Origin of the sequence: Alteromonas lipotrueae, assembly GCF_019249255.1 — a bacterium.
GTDB classification, from domain to species: Bacteria; Pseudomonadota; Gammaproteobacteria; order Enterobacterales; family Alteromonadaceae; genus Alteromonas; species Alteromonas lipotrueae.
In genome coordinates this window covers 48928-64663 of the sequence record NZ_JAESDJ010000020.1, presented here as the reverse complement: position 1 = coordinate 64663, position 15736 = coordinate 48928, and the positions used below count along the sequence as shown (strand labels likewise).

Annotated in this window: 13 protein-coding genes; 11 read left to right on the top strand and 2 right to left on the bottom strand. The window is 43.8% G+C overall.

Going from position 1 to position 15736, the window contains the following annotated elements:
- On the top strand, positions 1–201 hold a 201-nt coding region (locus tag KYS23_RS18940), incomplete at its 5' end, for an ECF-type sigma factor (RefSeq protein WP_246604503.1).
- Positions 202–246: 45 nt separating this feature from the next.
- The gene (locus tag KYS23_RS18935; RefSeq protein ID WP_218419784.1) at positions 247–3576 is read left to right on the top strand and encodes a serine/threonine-protein kinase; all 3330 of its coding nucleotides are present in this window, start codon (positions 247–249) and stop codon (positions 3574–3576) included.
- 45 nt (positions 3577–3621) lie between these two features.
- On the opposite strand, the gene KYS23_RS18930 is transcribed toward KYS23_RS18935, so the two are convergent.
- Complete coding sequence (locus tag KYS23_RS18930) at positions 3622–4020, bottom strand: helix-turn-helix transcriptional regulator (RefSeq protein WP_159532327.1); 399 nt, start codon at positions 4018–4020, stop codon at positions 3622–3624.
- Positions 4021–4295: 275 nt separating this feature from the next.
- Between KYS23_RS18930 and KYS23_RS18925 the strand changes: the two genes are divergently transcribed.
- The 3 genes from KYS23_RS18925 (at position 4296) to KYS23_RS18915 (ending at position 8376) form a co-directional block, all read left to right on the top strand.
- Positions 4296–7598 carry a PKD domain-containing protein gene (locus KYS23_RS18925; RefSeq protein ID WP_218419781.1) on the top strand — a complete coding sequence of 1101 codons (3303 nt, stop codon included), beginning with the start codon at positions 4296–4298 and terminating at the stop codon, positions 7596–7598.
- Between the two features lie 176 nt (positions 7599–7774).
- A complete protein-coding gene (locus tag KYS23_RS18920) occupies positions 7775–8068 on the top strand; it encodes a hypothetical protein (RefSeq protein ID WP_159532323.1) in 294 nt (97 codons plus the stop codon).
- 8 nt (positions 8069–8076) lie between these two features.
- Complete coding sequence (locus KYS23_RS18915) at positions 8077–8376, top strand: hypothetical protein (RefSeq protein WP_159532320.1); 300 nt, start codon at positions 8077–8079, stop codon at positions 8374–8376.
- A 68-nt stretch (positions 8377–8444) separates the two neighbouring features.
- Here the strand turns inward: KYS23_RS18915 and KYS23_RS18910 are convergent, their stop codons facing one another.
- A complete protein-coding gene (locus KYS23_RS18910) occupies positions 8445–10106 on the bottom strand; it encodes an NAD(P)/FAD-dependent oxidoreductase (protein WP_218395960.1) in 1662 nt (553 codons plus the stop codon).
- Positions 10107–10321: 215 nt separating this feature from the next.
- Between KYS23_RS18910 and fdxA the strand changes: the two genes are divergently transcribed.
- From fdxA to KYS23_RS18880, 6 genes are all read left to right on the top strand, one after another.
- On the top strand, positions 10322–10648 hold the full coding sequence (gene fdxA, locus KYS23_RS18905) for a ferredoxin FdxA (RefSeq protein ID WP_013783175.1): 327 nt from the start codon (positions 10322–10324) through the stop codon (positions 10646–10648).
- A 66-nt stretch (positions 10649–10714) separates the two neighbouring features.
- Complete coding sequence (locus KYS23_RS18900) at positions 10715–11518, top strand: TrmH family RNA methyltransferase (RefSeq protein ID WP_218396066.1); 804 nt, start codon at positions 10715–10717, stop codon at positions 11516–11518.
- Between the two features lie 174 nt (positions 11519–11692).
- Positions 11693–12697: a ribosome biogenesis GTPase YlqF gene (gene ylqF, locus KYS23_RS18895; RefSeq protein ID WP_159532316.1), complete on the top strand. Its 1005-nt coding sequence runs from the start codon at positions 11693–11695 to the stop codon at positions 12695–12697.
- Positions 12698–12804: 107 nt separating this feature from the next.
- Positions 12805–14037: a hypothetical protein gene (locus tag KYS23_RS18890; RefSeq protein WP_159532314.1), complete on the top strand. Its 1233-nt coding sequence runs from the start codon at positions 12805–12807 to the stop codon at positions 14035–14037.
- The gene (locus tag KYS23_RS18885) at positions 14037–14840 is read left to right on the top strand and encodes a transglutaminase-like domain-containing protein (RefSeq protein ID WP_218395962.1); all 804 of its coding nucleotides are present in this window, start codon (positions 14037–14039) and stop codon (positions 14838–14840) included. Before KYS23_RS18890 ends, KYS23_RS18885 begins: the two co-directional genes overlap by 1 nt.
- A 183-nt stretch (positions 14841–15023) precedes the next feature.
- Complete coding sequence (locus KYS23_RS18880; protein ID WP_232370657.1) at positions 15024–15560, top strand: DUF2780 domain-containing protein; 537 nt, start codon at positions 15024–15026, stop codon at positions 15558–15560.
- The last annotated feature ends 176 nt before the right edge of the window (positions 15561–15736 follow it).

Below are 15736 nucleotides of genomic sequence, written 5' to 3'. Positions count from 1 at the left end.
GGTTTATACCTTAGCTTCGACAATGCCTTATCGTCACTCGAAAATGTATCTAAGCGTTGTTATCAAATTGCACTTCTTCACTATTATCTTGGGCAAAATGTGGGAGAAATAACCTCTCAACTGAGTTTAAGCGAGTCTACGGTTTACAACGAATTGTCGGCGGCAAAAGCTTACCTTAGGGTTCAGTGCGAAGCCGCCTAGTTCATCCCTCCATATTGTTGTTCAGATAAATCAAAAGAGCTATTCATGAAGTTTGAAAATGCCTTACTCTTTTTTCAGCACCTTATTGGGTTGGACGAAGCTAAAATGCGAGAAAATTTGTCGCAGTTATGTTCAAAAGAAGACCCGCTATTTGGCGAAACCCTGGCATTAATCAATGCCCATTATGCGAATAAACAACAAAGCGGCTTCACTCAGTTAGTGGGGGCTCAAGCCGATTTGCTGTGTGACGATAATCACGCGAAGTCCCTAGAAGGTAAACAAGTGGGGCCTTATCTGCTGAAGCAAAAGCTTGGCGAAGGCGGAATGGGCGCGGTGTATTTAGGTCAGCGAAATGATGGGTTAATAGAACAAAAAGTCGCGGTTAAGTTTGTTTACGCATCAATTGCAGATTTAGCGGGTGATAACTTTATACAAAAAGAAGCGCAGCATTTAGCCAATTTAAACCACCCTAACATCGCGAAAATTTATACCGTCGATGTCACTGAAGAAGATGTACCTTATTTAGTGATGGAATACATTGATGGTGCGCCATTGTCTGAAGCGACGTTAGCAAATAAACAGAATTTATCGCACATTACTAACGCCTACCTTTCAGTATTAATGAAGCTTTGTAGTGCGCTGTTTGAAGCACATCAATGCGGCATTATTCACGCTGATATTAAACCGTCGAATATAATCGTAGATGAACATAACCAACCAAAGTTACTCGACTTTGGTATTTCACACTCGTTAAGCCATCCAGATAACCAACAGTTAACCGCCGTCAGCAACGATTTTGCCAGTCCGCAACAACAAAGTGGCAATCAGGCAAAAGTAACCGATGACATATATGCGCTAGGTAAAGTAATGGCGTTTATGTTTCAGCACCATATGCTCAATGCTGAATTTGAGGCAGTAATTGAAAAAGCCACATCTGCCGACCCAAAGGATCGCTTTCAAAGTGCGGAGCAATTTAACGATGCACTTGAATGTTTATTCGCTAATAGGCCACTTAAGTGGTTCAAAAGTAGCAAGTCATATTATTACAAAAAATGGTTTCAACGTTCGCCCACTACTGCAATATCGGCCGTCATTATCCCTTGTGTGCTAGCGATAGGGGCTGCTGCGCTATTCATGCAAAATAAGTCGCTAATTCAAGAATCGAGGAAAACACAGCAGACGCTTTCCTTTTACGACGAGTTATTTTTAGCGCACTCACCACAATCAGAAGGGGGCGGCGCATTGAGTGCCGCTGACTTTATTAATCATGGTGTTGATATCGCATTTTCGACCTCATTGAGCGATAGCGAAACCCGTGCATCAATTGTTGCCACCTTATCTCAAACGCTATTGAACTTAGGATATATAGAGAAAGCAAAGTACGTTATTGAGCGATTGGATACGGATGGTGCCAGCGGTGCATTGATGCAGGCAAAAATAGCCTATTACCGTGGTGATTTAAGCAGCGTCACCCACTGGCTTACGAAACATAATAACTATTTACCAAGTACGTTTGAAAGCGAATTCCTTAACGCTAAGGTCGACTACGCTGGCACACAAAGGCCGCAAGTGTTAGATGCTTTAGCGCGTCTTCTGAATAATTTCGACAAACAAATGTTGCCGGAAGACAAGTTTAGATTGCAAAAATTTCAGTGGGAAGTTTTGCTTAAGCATGCGCCTGCCAAGTTACTTGATAGGGTTGAGCAGCCCTTACCAGCAGATATGCCGGCTCACCAAAAAGCATGGTTTGAAGGTATGAAATCATTAGTGCTAGCCAAAGCCGGTGATAGGAATGGCGCCGCATCACGAATGAAATCATCGTTGGCGTTGGGTGAGCAAGCCTATAATGCAACCAATCCAGAGCTCGCGCAATTATATGGATATTTATTAGAAACCGCGTCGCTAATAGACGACCCTCTTTTGGTAGAGTTTCTATTGAGTAAGCAGCAAAGTATTTACCTTGCACTTGCTCCCTTATTTGAGGAGCAATTAATAAAAGTTTATGAGCAGCAACACAACTATTATGCCTACGGCAAAATGTATGCTCAAAGTGTGTCTTTTATTGAATCTGCGGTTGCGTTGTGCGCGCAAGGCCCCCGTTGTTCTCGGTTAAAGGTGAAACAAGCGATAGCCCTGTATCTTGTTAATGATTTCACAAGCGCGCTATCGGTTATCAAGCCAGCAGAAATAAAAACACTAAAAAATAATGATGGCGTATCCGACGAGAATTCAACAGCCTCTATTTCATTTTTCTCGTCGTTAGTGGCAGTGAATAGTGGGATTGGTTTGGGCCTATCTGTGAAGCAAGCCGATATTCATGCACTGGCGGCAAAAGATACCCTGGGCGAGTATACCGCTTATATTATTCATACTGCTCTACGCGCCGGCTTTACTGATTTAGCGATTAAATATGGGCTCACTCATACTCAGAACGATGATATTGAAAGACATTTAGCGTTGGCCTCCGCGTATGCGGTTAAAGGCGAGGCCCTAAAAGCGGAAGAAATGTTAGCAACGTCTACTTCGCTTCCCATACGCAAAGAGTATGGCGAAACGCTTGCCAGTATATTGTCTCCAGAGGTGTTAATAACACCTGATTTTAAGACGCTTCATATGATGATGTTAGAGGGGCAAAATCGCGTGGTGAGTAATCGAAGAGTTACTGGGGTAACCGCGCCAACCCACGGGGATAACCTTAAGATGGGTACGCCTTTTACCTTTAAGTGGAATAAAGAGGCCCTTAAAGGCGAGAGCATTTCTTTGTATATCAATCATAAGTTAAATTTTGAAGCCAAAGCATTTGATTCATTTGAAAATATACAAGGGTTGCGCTGGCAGATGTTTGCTAAGCAGGTGCCTAATACGGGTGAAGTAGAAATCGATCCCTTCTTTCTTATGGCAAATGGTGGTCAGGGCTTTAAGGTAATGATGGTGTCAGATGAAGGCTACTGGTCACTAAGCGACGGTTCATTTGGTGTACAAAATGGCACGGCGATAGACAACGGCATTACCCATACTATCAATCCCCGTTTATTAGTTGATGCTGTGAGTAAACCTGAAGCTTCTGAGGTTTATAATGTGGGTGAGCGCAATACCATAGAGTGGGACAATGCTGCGTTAAAAGGCGATGCCGTGGCGATATATGTACTTCACGACAACCCTATTAATATTGGTAGCGGGCGTAACGCGCAGATGACTACTGTGCTGAAACGGCGTTGGTATTTAGTGGCGAGTAGGGCACCGAACATAGGTAACTACGGGCTCGATCCTGCGCAATTTAATGGTCAAGGGAATGCCTACAAAATACTTATTATAAGTGATTCAGGTTATTGGGCTGTGTCCGATGAACGGTTTACGGTGGTTAATCCTCATTAAGAACAGGCTTACTTTTTGACCGTGTGAAGGCGCAGCGACAACCTGCTAACGGTATGCCCCTAAAGCTTTCGTATTATCGTTTTGGGTATAAATTAGGGGGCTCACGCCTTCATATTTTTTGAACAAGGCTGAGAAGGTTTTGTGTTCATAGAAACCCAGCTTATCGGCTATCGAGGAGGGTCTTTCACCCACTAAAAGCAACTTTCTTGCTTCTGCAATACGCAATCTATCTATGCAAGCCTTAGGCGATTTTCCGTAGTGTTTCTGGCATAAACGCCTAAGGGTCGACACGTCCATATTCAGGGCATTGGCCATATCACTTACCCGTATATCACATATGTCGTGGCTTGACGCCCTTCTATCCATTTCACAGCTAAGCTGCTGTTCAAATTTCAGCATGAACCGTATTTTTCGTTCTGACTCATTGGCCCCACTCGCCTTCATTGCCCTTCACCTTGTCGAAATTGGCTGTGGCGGTATTGTGTTTCTTTCCCACTTATCGAGGTAGAAAGAAAATGCGCAGGCATTTTCCAAAAAAATTAAAATTTTTCTCGCTTTAACTATTCACATTATGTTTTGGGTTCTGCGCGGCTTCGCTTTATGAATTTTGAGCTGTTTAGCGGTCAAGTTGCGCGATTTAAGGAAGGAAAGGAGCGGGGGATTAGGTTTATGCTTTTTTAGTTTAATGTTTAACCAATAAAAGTATAAGGAAGTGTTTTATGTTTATCAGAGCAAATTATAAGAAAAGCATTATTGCTGCATCACTGGTATTAGCCTTGTCGGGTTGTAATGACGATGACAAAGAAGATGTTGTTGTTAACGAAGAAGAGGCGGTCAATGAAGAAGTGGTTAATAGTCTTCCCGTCGCCCAAGCTGGCGAGGATGCCACCGTTGACGAAAATACCCAGGTTACACTTGTCGGCAGTGGTGTAGATGAAGACGGCAGTATTGCATCCTACAGCTGGGTGCAAACCGAAGGCGTAGAGGTCACGTTAACAAATGCAGACCAAGCTTCTGCTGAATTTACGGCTCCAGATGTGAAACCTTCCGAAATACTCACGTTCGAACTTAACGTTACTGATGATGCTGGTGCAACTGCCACAGATAGTGTGTCTGTTACCGTTACTCACATCAACGCATCACCGATAATCACAATCTCAGCCCAGGAAGTGGAAGAAAAAGAGGCGCACTCTATCGCCGCTGTAGCTGAAGACGACGGTGAAATTACCAACTATTTGTGGGTGCAAACGGGGGGGACAGATGTTGAGCTAAGTGGCACAACGACCTCAACGCTCTCTTTTACCGCGCCTTCTGTAGACAGCGATGAAACGTTATCGTTTGCCCTTACCGTAGAAGATGATGAAGGTGAGACGACTACCGAAACGGTTAGCGTTAATGTACTTCAGAAAAGTGAATCGTTAACCCTAGTAGGGCTAGTGACTGATTCGCCTATTATTGATGCAAACCTTGTGATTAATGTAGGCGATGAGCAACAAGAAGTGACGGCTGGTAGCGATGGAAGTTATTCCGTTACATTGAATGTAGATGATGATGCAACGGATAAAATGGTGTCTATTGTAGCCAGTGGCGTAGGGTCGCAAACGCAAGCGAAACTTATGTCAGTGCTAGGTTCGTTTGAAGCGCTCAATGAAGCCTCTAACGGTGACGGCGAGGTGATCAAAGATGATTTTTTCGGCGTGAATGTGACCAACGTTACCACTGCAAACGCCGGCTTAATGCAGCGAGAAAACCTCGGCGATCCCATCGTTGATGACGCAACGTTAGCGGCATTGAATCTTCGGGTTTCACAGCAAGAGAAGTTCGCGTTAGCAACCGCGATAAAAGTGGCGATAGACAAAGCGGGCGACGATGCTAGTTTAGCGTTGCCTGACGGTATAGCTGACACGTTAGCACTAGTCCAAAACCCAGAAGCTTCCGCTGCCTATATCGAGACTGTTGAAAATACCGAAGCGTATGAGTCAGCCTACGAAGAAATTATAGCAGACCCAGAGTTAGTAGAGAGTGACTTAGACGCATCGGCTACTACCTATTTCCTGCTTGATTACTATAACCCACTCATTTCAGATCCAGGTAAAAAGCTCACCTTAACCAGTGACACGACAGCAACTTACAGTACTTATTTAGGCACGTTTGAAGCTGAGAAATTTAGTGATGACAATGAAATAACATTAGAGTTTGAATATGGAGAGTATCATTTTACTCAAAATGAATATCTAAACTTTGATGGGATTATTCAGCAAGTTGAAGTTGAATATGCTTACCATGAAATGACATTTTTGCCGCTAAATGAGCAAGATGGGGTGGTGACATTTGAAATGAAGCTGCTCTACTCAAAGTATTACCTCAATGGTGAATTGGAAGATATTCACAATATTCTTGGCGACCCTACGCAAGTTACTGCGATTGCGTTAAATAATGCTATTGAAATTACCATTGATAGTGCCGATAACAAAGCGCTATCACTGCCTATCACCTCTTCGCTATTTGATACTGATGACAGTAATTTATTTACCTACAATTGGGCCTCAGACACGTTCGAATTCAACCAAGACGGAACGGGTAGTACACGTGTTGTAGATAATGATTTTACATGGATGAAGCAACCTTACGCGTTGAACCCTGACATTAACGAACTCGTCATTACATTTGATGATGGAACAACGCTGTCTTATGTACAACTAACCGACTCAAGCGACAATAACCTTTATGCAGTTAGCGGGATCTCCTCAGATGGGCAGAATGAGTCATTTAAGGTCGACGCAGGCGGTGCGGTAACCGCAGAAGATAAGTTCGACGTGGCGTCAGTGCCAGGTATATACACCTACGCCTTTGATGGCGATAGTCTCAATGAATTTTGGTGGGAGCTTTGGCCAAACGGAAAGGCGTACACCATTGAAGTTGCTGATAATAACGGCGACGGTAACATTACTACGGAAGAAATTTTGGTAATGTATGGGAATTGGTCAGTGGAAGCGAATGGAGAATTACAAATAAATCGCTACCGTTCAACCGATTATAGTTGGCCCGGTTGTTTTAATGAATCAGCCGATTGCTATTTGTACAACAGTCGTACATGGTCGATATTTGCTCAAGTTGGCGATGCTTACCATATTACTAATCTGCACGAGTTCGACTTCAGTCAGCAAGATGGTAGAGGCGGCTTCGATGGCATAGTCGACTACTTTGTTCAGGATAACCGCCGCGTGTCGAAACAGGCGAATCGTCCTGTAACCGCAACGCTGCCTGAGCACCCACATTTACCCGCGCTGCCGCCTCAAGCGTTTGTCAATTTAGTGGCGCCCTCAGACTACTTAGGTACAACGTTATATGGTGTTGAGCAAAACGGGTTGTACACAGTAGACGATGCATCAATAGCGTTGAGCCTAGAAGCAGATGATACTTATGTTCGTACCTTCGAAGGATTGCCGCAGGGCAGTGAAAGTGGGAGCTATCTAGTTGCCGCAGACAACAGTATTCTATTACAAGCAAGTGATGTTGCAGCGCCCAACGGGCTTCAAGCATTTCTGTTGTCTTCTGATGGCGTCACGATAGGCGCGCATTTAGGCGCGCCAGTACCGTTTTTCGGAACTCAGCAAGCGGCTGATGATTATGAAACGGTGTTAAGAGAAGGCACATCTGTTGCGTCGTTTGATTCGTTGAAAGATAAGAGCTTAGTATTGGTAGATAGTTCGCAAAGCGGTGAATGGAACACCACTTATCTACAGTTTGACGGCAGCAATGTGGTTATTTACACCGATAGCACTTACTCAGAAGTAAACGACAGCTTCGGCTATGTATTAAACGATGATGGGAGCATAGATATTGATGGTAGAGTGTATCTTGCTTTGAGTACTACTGAATTCTCGGTCTTCGTTTCTGACGAAGGAGAGGGCGATTATATCGACTTTAATTACCTCTTTGATGATACGACCGTAGCAGCTCAGTTCGTTGAAAATGCCAACAATTTGCGAGCGACCGCAGAACAGTTGGGTGACAATTGATTGCTTAATCAAAGCAGATAATTGAAAGGGCCTAATGGCCCTTTTTGGTATTAATGGTTAAAACTGCTCGATAACTAAGCCGAAGATCAGTATTTTACTTTCTCTCCTGTTAGTAAGCTTTCCTTGCTAGACAACACTAGCGAATTAATTGAATACTTAAAAAGGAAAGCAAAGATATGAAACAACTTACTGAATTAGAGTTAAATCAAGTGGCTGGTGGCTATGAATGGGAGCAAATCGGCGTTGGAATTGCTATGGTAGGGCTTGGAATTGCAATAGTATCTACCGCTGGATTAGCAACCGTTCCTATTGCCTTAGCGGGTGCAGCAACGATTGGTGAAATTGGATTAGGAGCAGCAGGTATAGGCTTAGCTGGTATGGGGGGGCTTGCCATTGGAGGAGGCGCCAGCGGTAGCTCGAGCAGCTCAAGCAGTACTAAAATGCTAGAATCTGAAACCGAAGACGAATAGAGCCAACTATGTATAAAGTCATTGTAAGTGGGAACAATATTGATACGGTATCTGCACTCAAAGTGCTGCGCACACTGGTTGATTTACCGCTATCGAAAGTGATTCAAATGGCTAAAGCCATTAGTTCATTAGAGCGTTTTACCTTGGTAAGTGGTGTAGATGAAGTATATGCCCAGCAGTTAGCGCTTGAACTTAACAATGTTCAGGTGGATGCCAAAATCGAGCCTTGCGATACTGGCGAGCGGGTAGTAAGAATTCCGCTGGCTCAGTATCGAAAGAAATGGCGTTTATTTGGCTTGCTTAAATGACTCCCTAACGGTCAGCAATAAAAACTGACCGTATTTGGCTCCCTATTAACAACGCTGGGGACTGGGTGCTAGTTAGTAGAATCGGAGGGCACCAATGCCAGTGCTACCGCTTCTGCCACGCGAATTCCATCAATACCTGCAGACCAAATACCACCAGCATAGCCGGCTCCTTCACCAGCAGGGTATAAGCCTTCAATATTGATGCTTTCGTATTGTTTATCACGTTTAATACATACAGGTGATGAAGTACGTGTTTCAACGCCTGTGAGCATACCGTCAGCTTTAGCAAAGCCTTTGATTTGACGATTGAATGCGGGAATGGCTTCGCGGATAGATTCGATAACAAAGTCGGGAACAACCTTACTTAAATCAGTCAGGGTAATACCTGGGGTATAAGAGGGCTTAACGTCGCCTAATTCTTTACTTGGCTTGCCTTCTAGAAAGTCGCCAATAAGCTGAGCCGGAGCATGATAATTCTCACCGCCCACTTTAAATGCCAACTCTTCCAATTTGCGCTGAAGATCTATGCCTGCCAAGGGGTGTTCTGGATAATCTTTTTCAGGCGTAATACCTACCACAATAGCGCTGTTGGCATTTCGTTCATGACGAGAGTATTGGCTCATACCATTGGTGACTACACGGCCAGGCTCTGATGCAGCTGCCACAACAGTACCTCCAGGGCACATACAAAAGCTGTATACGGTACGGCCATTTCTACAGTGGTGAACGAGCTTGTAATCGGCTGCGCCCAAAATAGGATTGCCAGCGTTCTCACCAAATCGACAGCTGTCGATCATGCTTTGCTCGTGTTCAATTCTAAAGCCAATGGAAAAAGGCTTGGCCTCTATGTATACACCTTGGTCATAAAGCGACTGAAAAGTGTCTCGAGCGCTATGGCCTATTGCCATAATGACTTTGGTGCAGGGTAGGTAGCTGCCATCGGATAAGAATAGCCCTTTAATTTTATGGCTTTTTGATTCTGTGCTTGCTGCATCGGCCGGTTTTGAATTCGCGCTGTCTAAATCTAAGCTTTCAACACGTGTGCTGAAACGAATTTCACCACCTAGTGAAATGATTTGCTCACGCATTTTCTCTACCATGCTCACCAGTTTGAATGTACCGATATGAGGCTTACTCACATACATTATTTCTTCAGGTGCGCCAGCAGCAACAAATTCGTTCAATACCTTACGGCCATAGTGCTTGCGATCTTTCACCTGACTATATAGCTTGCCGTCAGAAAATGTACCCGCACCGCCTTCACCAAATTGTACATTCGACTCTGGGTTCAATGGTTGTTTACGCCAAAAACCAAAGGTGTCTTTGGTGCGCTCACGAACGGCTTTGCCTCGCTCAAGCACAATAGGTTTGAAACCCATTTGGGCTAAAATAAGCGCAGCGAATAATCCACAAGGCCCAAGGCCAACTACCACTGGGCGGTCGGTTACTTCTTCAGGAGCGGTAGCCACAAACTTGTAGCACATATCAGGGGTTACCCGCACGCTCGAATCTTTGGCAAATTTTTCGAGCAGCGACGCTTCGTTTTCTACCTTTACATCAAGGGTGTAAATAAGTTGGATGTCTCTATTATTGCGCGCATCGTAACCGCGTTTAAATACCGTGGTTTCAAGAAGCATCGATTTTGTGATTTGAAGCTTATGCAAAATTGCGTTTTCTATCGCAACTTCATCGTGATCTAGCGGTAATTTAATATCGGTTAAACGCAACATAATAATAGGTACTCTTGGCTTTGCCGGACGGCCTCTCCGTCAGGGCGCGCGTATGGTAAATCAGCAACAAGACTAATACTAGCCGCAATAACGGGTAAGCAGTGGGTTAATTAGCTTATTTACCCTAGAATAATAGAGTAAAAAGAAATTTGAGTTTTACACAGGCTAATTTAAACTTGGCACCCTGAAATAATAACCCAAGCATGTAGGTGCAAATGACCTTTGTAGTGACAGACAATTGCATAAACTGTAAATACACCGACTGTGTAGCAGTATGCCCAGTGGATGCATTCTTTGAAGGACCTAATTTTTTAGCCATAGATCCTGCTATATGTATCGATTGTGCGCTTTGTGTGCCTGAATGTCCTGCCGACGCCATTGTTCAAGATACGCACCTCACTGATGCGCAAAAGCCTTATTTGGCCATTAACGAAGAGCTTGCAGCGAAGTGGCCTAATATTATTGAGCTAAAAGCACCGCCTGAAGACGCCGATGTATGGAATGGTGTACCAGATAAACTCGCCTTGCTTGAGCACGAATAGCGTCCACGATAAATAAACAATAATTCACCTGTGCGCTTCGCCTCCTAAAACGGAAAAAATAATATGATGAAACTTGATGATGTTAAAAAGCTACATCAGAAAAAATACCGTGGGCAATTTGGCTTTTATTTGGTGGAAGGCGAACACCTAGTTTTAGAATTAGTAAAAGCTGTGAGGGCCAATGCATACAGTAGTGCTCCATCAGCTGAATCTATCACGCTTTATATTACCGATGACTTTGAGCAAAAGGCGAGGGCGCTTGACTCAGGGTTTACCCTAGTAAACGTCACCCAAAAGCAAATGTCACAGCTAAGTGATACTAAAACACCGCAAGGTATTATTGCCTGTGTGCCATTACCTAGTTCTACCGCTGGCGCGACCAATACTCTAGAGCAAGTGTCGGATAAACATTCGAATCAAGCGCTTGGACATAAAGATAAGCAGCGCTATGTGTATCTGCACGAAGTGCAAGATCCGGGAAATTTGGGCACCATATTAAGAACACTAGCCTGGTTTGATAATTTCTCCTTGCTACTAAGCCCCAATAGTGTGGACCCCTTTAATTCTAAAGTGGTGCGTTCAAGTATGGGGGCAATCTTTCACGTACCTATTGAATTAGACGTGAGCCTAGATGCATTGCAAACTCGCTTTAGCCGGTTCGCCTATTTAGATATGGCAGGCGAAGCCGTTACCGCCCCGTCGTTTTCAGATTTCGACTGCTACTTATTTGGTAATGAAGCCCGCGGCGTTCCTAAAACGGCACTTTCTGCGTTTAATGCGAAGGCATACACCATAGCCGGTAGCGGTAAAATAGATTCGCTTAACTTGGCCAGTGCCGTGAATATGTGTGTTTATGAGTTGTCCCGTTAGCCTGTTGCTAATGCTATTCAGATGCACACATTAGCGCTGCTATTTGCAGTTTATATATTATTGAAATATTAATGCGGTTAAGCGCTATGCGCTTGCTTCTCATTAGCTTGATAACACACCAGGCATTGGCAAAGTGCTAATAGCGTGGTATCACACCCGAAAAGGATAATAACAGTGGCCTTACAATGGTTTCCTGGGCACATGCACAAAGCCCTTAAAGAGATTAAGGAATCGCTTAGTCAGGTAGATGTGCTGATTGAGGTGCTTGATGCACGCATACCGTTTTCAAGCGAAAACCCAGAGATTGCAAAATTACGAGGCGATAAGCCGTGCATCAAAATTTTGAACAAGTACGACTTGGCTGACCCTGAAATAACAGCGCAGTGGCAAGCGCATTTAGAGTCTGAGCGCGGGGTTAAAACCCTTACTACCTCTAGCGACAACCCCGCTAGCAGTAAACAAGTCATGGGGCTGATTAAAACTATTTGTGCACACAAAGACGTGCAGCACAAAGTGATAAAAGCCATGATCACGGGCATTCCAAATGTAGGGAAGTCTACCCTCATCAATATTTTGGCCGACCGTATTATTGCTAAAACCGGTAACGAGCCAGCGGTAACAAAAAGTCAGCAACGTATTAATTTAGGTGATGGTATTGTGCTTTTCGACACGCCTGGGGTGTTATGGCCAAAACTGGAAAATCCTAATTCCATATATCGTTTAGCCTCTTCAGGTGCAGTGAAGAACACGGCCATGGAATATGATGACGTAGGGTTTTACGCTGCCGATTATCTTATTAAAGCTTACCCAGATGTGTTAAAAGCGAATTATAAACTTGAAGACATTCCCGATACTGAAATTGAGTTTTTAGAAGCCGCGGCGAAAAAACGCGGCGCCATTATGACCGGCGGCCGTGTTAATCTTCATAAGATATGTGAAGTGTTATTGAACGAACTACAATCGGGTAAATTAGGCAGAATAACCCTAGAAACCCCAGAGATGATTGAAGTCGAAAAACGTGAAATAGCTGAAGCGGCAGCAAAGAAAGCCGCTGATAACGCCAAGCGAAAGCAACGGTTTAAAGATGGTTCGCTCACGCCCGATAAGCACGATAGAAAAGAAAAGCGAAATGAAAAACGTGAAGCGCAAAGTAAAAGAATGAAGAAAAACGCGAAGTAGAACGCACAAAAGAATATAGAAATATTCGCATAAAAAACGTATTGTCGATGGTATGAGCAGCCAGTGCGCTTTTTTAATCAGTGACAAATATCAAGGAACGACTATTTATGAAGTTAGGCAGTATTGTTACCTCTTTATCTTTCTCAAGTTTACTAGCGTTTAACGTAAGTGCTGTTGAATTAGTTAACATTAACGATTTCCCAGACTGGTTCAAAGAGGCAATGGCCAGAGATATCAAGGTGACTAACACTTCACCTATTGAAATAGCTGATTTTCAGGTAAATAGTTCGGTGTTGGGGCAAGCGACTGCACAAGACGCTTCTGACGGTACTTGGTACTACACCATCGATATAGGTACTGATTCACCAGTAGAGTGCTACGCATTTAATGAATTCGATGGCCCGGCTAACTCACTATATTCAATTGCAGAATATAGCTTGTCGGGTGTGGAAGCTTTAAATGAAAAAAAACTATCTGGTCAATTTAACTATGCCATAGATGTGGGTGCGGTAGACGCAACGCCTTACCTCTCACTCGATACGTTGTATACGGTGGGTGAGGGCGATGAAAAGGTTTCTGGCCTTTTAAAAGGCTTATCTGCTGAAACTGATAATAGTTTGCAAGTCTGCATCCATAATGAAATGGGTTATCAAAGCGCCTTTGTCGCCGTTTTTAAGTCGTTCGTACGCGCATTTACTGCCGCTCAACCTTCCCCAGAGTTTTACCGTTCTACCTATCAGGTTCTTATTAACGATATCCCTATGGGTTTCACTCGTGAAAAATATATAGAAGATAGCGATGGTGATATTGAAATTGTGGTAGGGACAGCATTTATGATCCCCGTAGATGAAACCTCTATTGCTCGTTCAGATTCTGTCGCTTTTTCGTGGAGTAACCCAGACGGTTCTTTGATTAACGCAAGCGAATACACCATTGAAAACAGCACGATGACATCAAGCTTTGATATTAGTTACGTTGAAGACGCTTGGCAGGTTAAAGGGGAGTTGCAAGGTAAAGCTTTAGAAATAGAACTGGCTCATAAAGACTGGTTACTATCCAGCTACGGCAGCTATTTAGAATCGGTCAATCTGCTTAACTCAGACAATAACTCAGGTAGTTTTTATATGTGGACGGCAGATGCCGACCCAACGGCAGCCATCGAGGTTGTGATAAGCGAAGTTGCAGACAATCCTAGTGGCAACCTTAAAATAGATATGGGGCCATTGATAATGACCATGCAGTCTGACAAAAAGGGCGTCATTAGCAAGGGGATTATGCAACAAGGCGGACTTAAGATGGACTTGGTATTAATGCATTCCCACGGAGCCCCCACACTGTAATGCGGTCTTCAACTCGGTTATCTATTGGGTTTAGCCTACTATTTGGTTTTGCGTTTACTTATACAGCAAGTGCGCAGTCTGTGCCGTCTATGGCTGAAATAGGTATCGAGCTTGCTGAAGGTCAGGTTTTACCACTTTCAAAACAGATTAATTTTGAGTTGGTATCATCAAACTCAAATAAGCTGGCTATCAACTTAGCAAATTGGGACGGTGTGACTGCTGAGCAGGTGAGTGATAATCGCTTATCGATTACCTTATCTTCAATGCCTCGTTTTATGAAACCAGTTCAAGATAAACACAGCGCAGATAGCTTTGTTGTGGATTTAAGTGAGCCCAGTACAAAAGCATTTGTTGCTAGCTATCAACAAGCTTACGCAGATGCCCCCTTTGAGCTAGAACATCTTACCGCCTTTGTTGATAGCTATATTGTTGATCCAAATTATATTCACGGTTTTAATATTGCGTCGGTTGTTGCCAGCCAGCGCAGTGGTGATTGTACCGAGTATGCGGTGCTTACGGCAGCGTTAGCCCGCGCGTTAGGCATGTCAGCCAAGGTTATAATTGGTACGGTGATAGTAGAGCAAAACGATAGCGTAAATGCGTTTGGGCATGCATGGACTGAAGTTTGGCATGACGGGCAATGGCACATTGTAGATTCAGCCTTATACCGCTTAGAAGCGACACAGCATTTTTACTTACCAGCCTCAGAACTTGATAATGAAGGGCCCGGCTACGGGATGGGTCTTGTTAGGGCTTTTGTACTTATGCCCGAGCAACTTCTTTCACTTCGTAGTAAGCCCTAAGTCCTAAGCACATAAGCACCTTCCTAAAATAACGACTCAGCCCTGTACGAATAAGTGCCAGGGCGTAGTTTTATCCTTTTGCCTAATTGTGATAATTACAAATACTTATAGAATTATGTTTCTTGAAATCACTAAGGATGGATTGTCGGCAGTGCTATGTGCACCTTGCTAACAATAAAAATAATGATGAAAAAAATTTACGCTCTTGTTTTAGTATCAGGTCTGACCGTTGCCCCACAAAGCCATGCTGAAGGATGGTTGGATTCCTTAAAAGGCTTGTTTGGTATGACCGAAGAAGTTGAAGCAGTGCCGAATATTTCTGATATGACGCGCTCAGTTAGTGACGCGGTAGGCATTACTGAATCTCAAGCGACAGGCGGATTAGCATCTATCTTTAACTACGCAAAAGACAATATTTCAACCAGCCAGTTCAGTGAACTAAGCAACGCGCTGCCAGGGCTTGAGTCTCTACTAGGTTCAGTACCCGATATCAGTAACGTAACGTCTGAAGGTGGGTTAAGCAGCATTCTCGATAAAGCTGCAAGTTATAGCGATAGCTTTAAGTCAGTGAATGAATTAAACAAGCAATTTGAAGCGCTAGGCCTAGAACCGGAGCAGATTATGCAAATTGTGAATAGTGCCAAAGCTTACCTTGATACCGAACAAGGGCAAGAGATTAAAGCTCTTTTGGTTGAAGGTTTAGGCAAGTTTAGTGGCTAAGCTAAAAGGCTAATTCAAAACGCTAAGCCGAGGGCTCAGACTGTTATTGAATGAAAAAGGCGAGCGACATGCTCGTCTTTTTGCTTTTTCAACACCGTCAATGCTAACGTACAGGTTACGCCAAAATACAAGTCCCCTCGCAACACAGGCTTGCGCGTTAAGTTAAATGTTCAGCA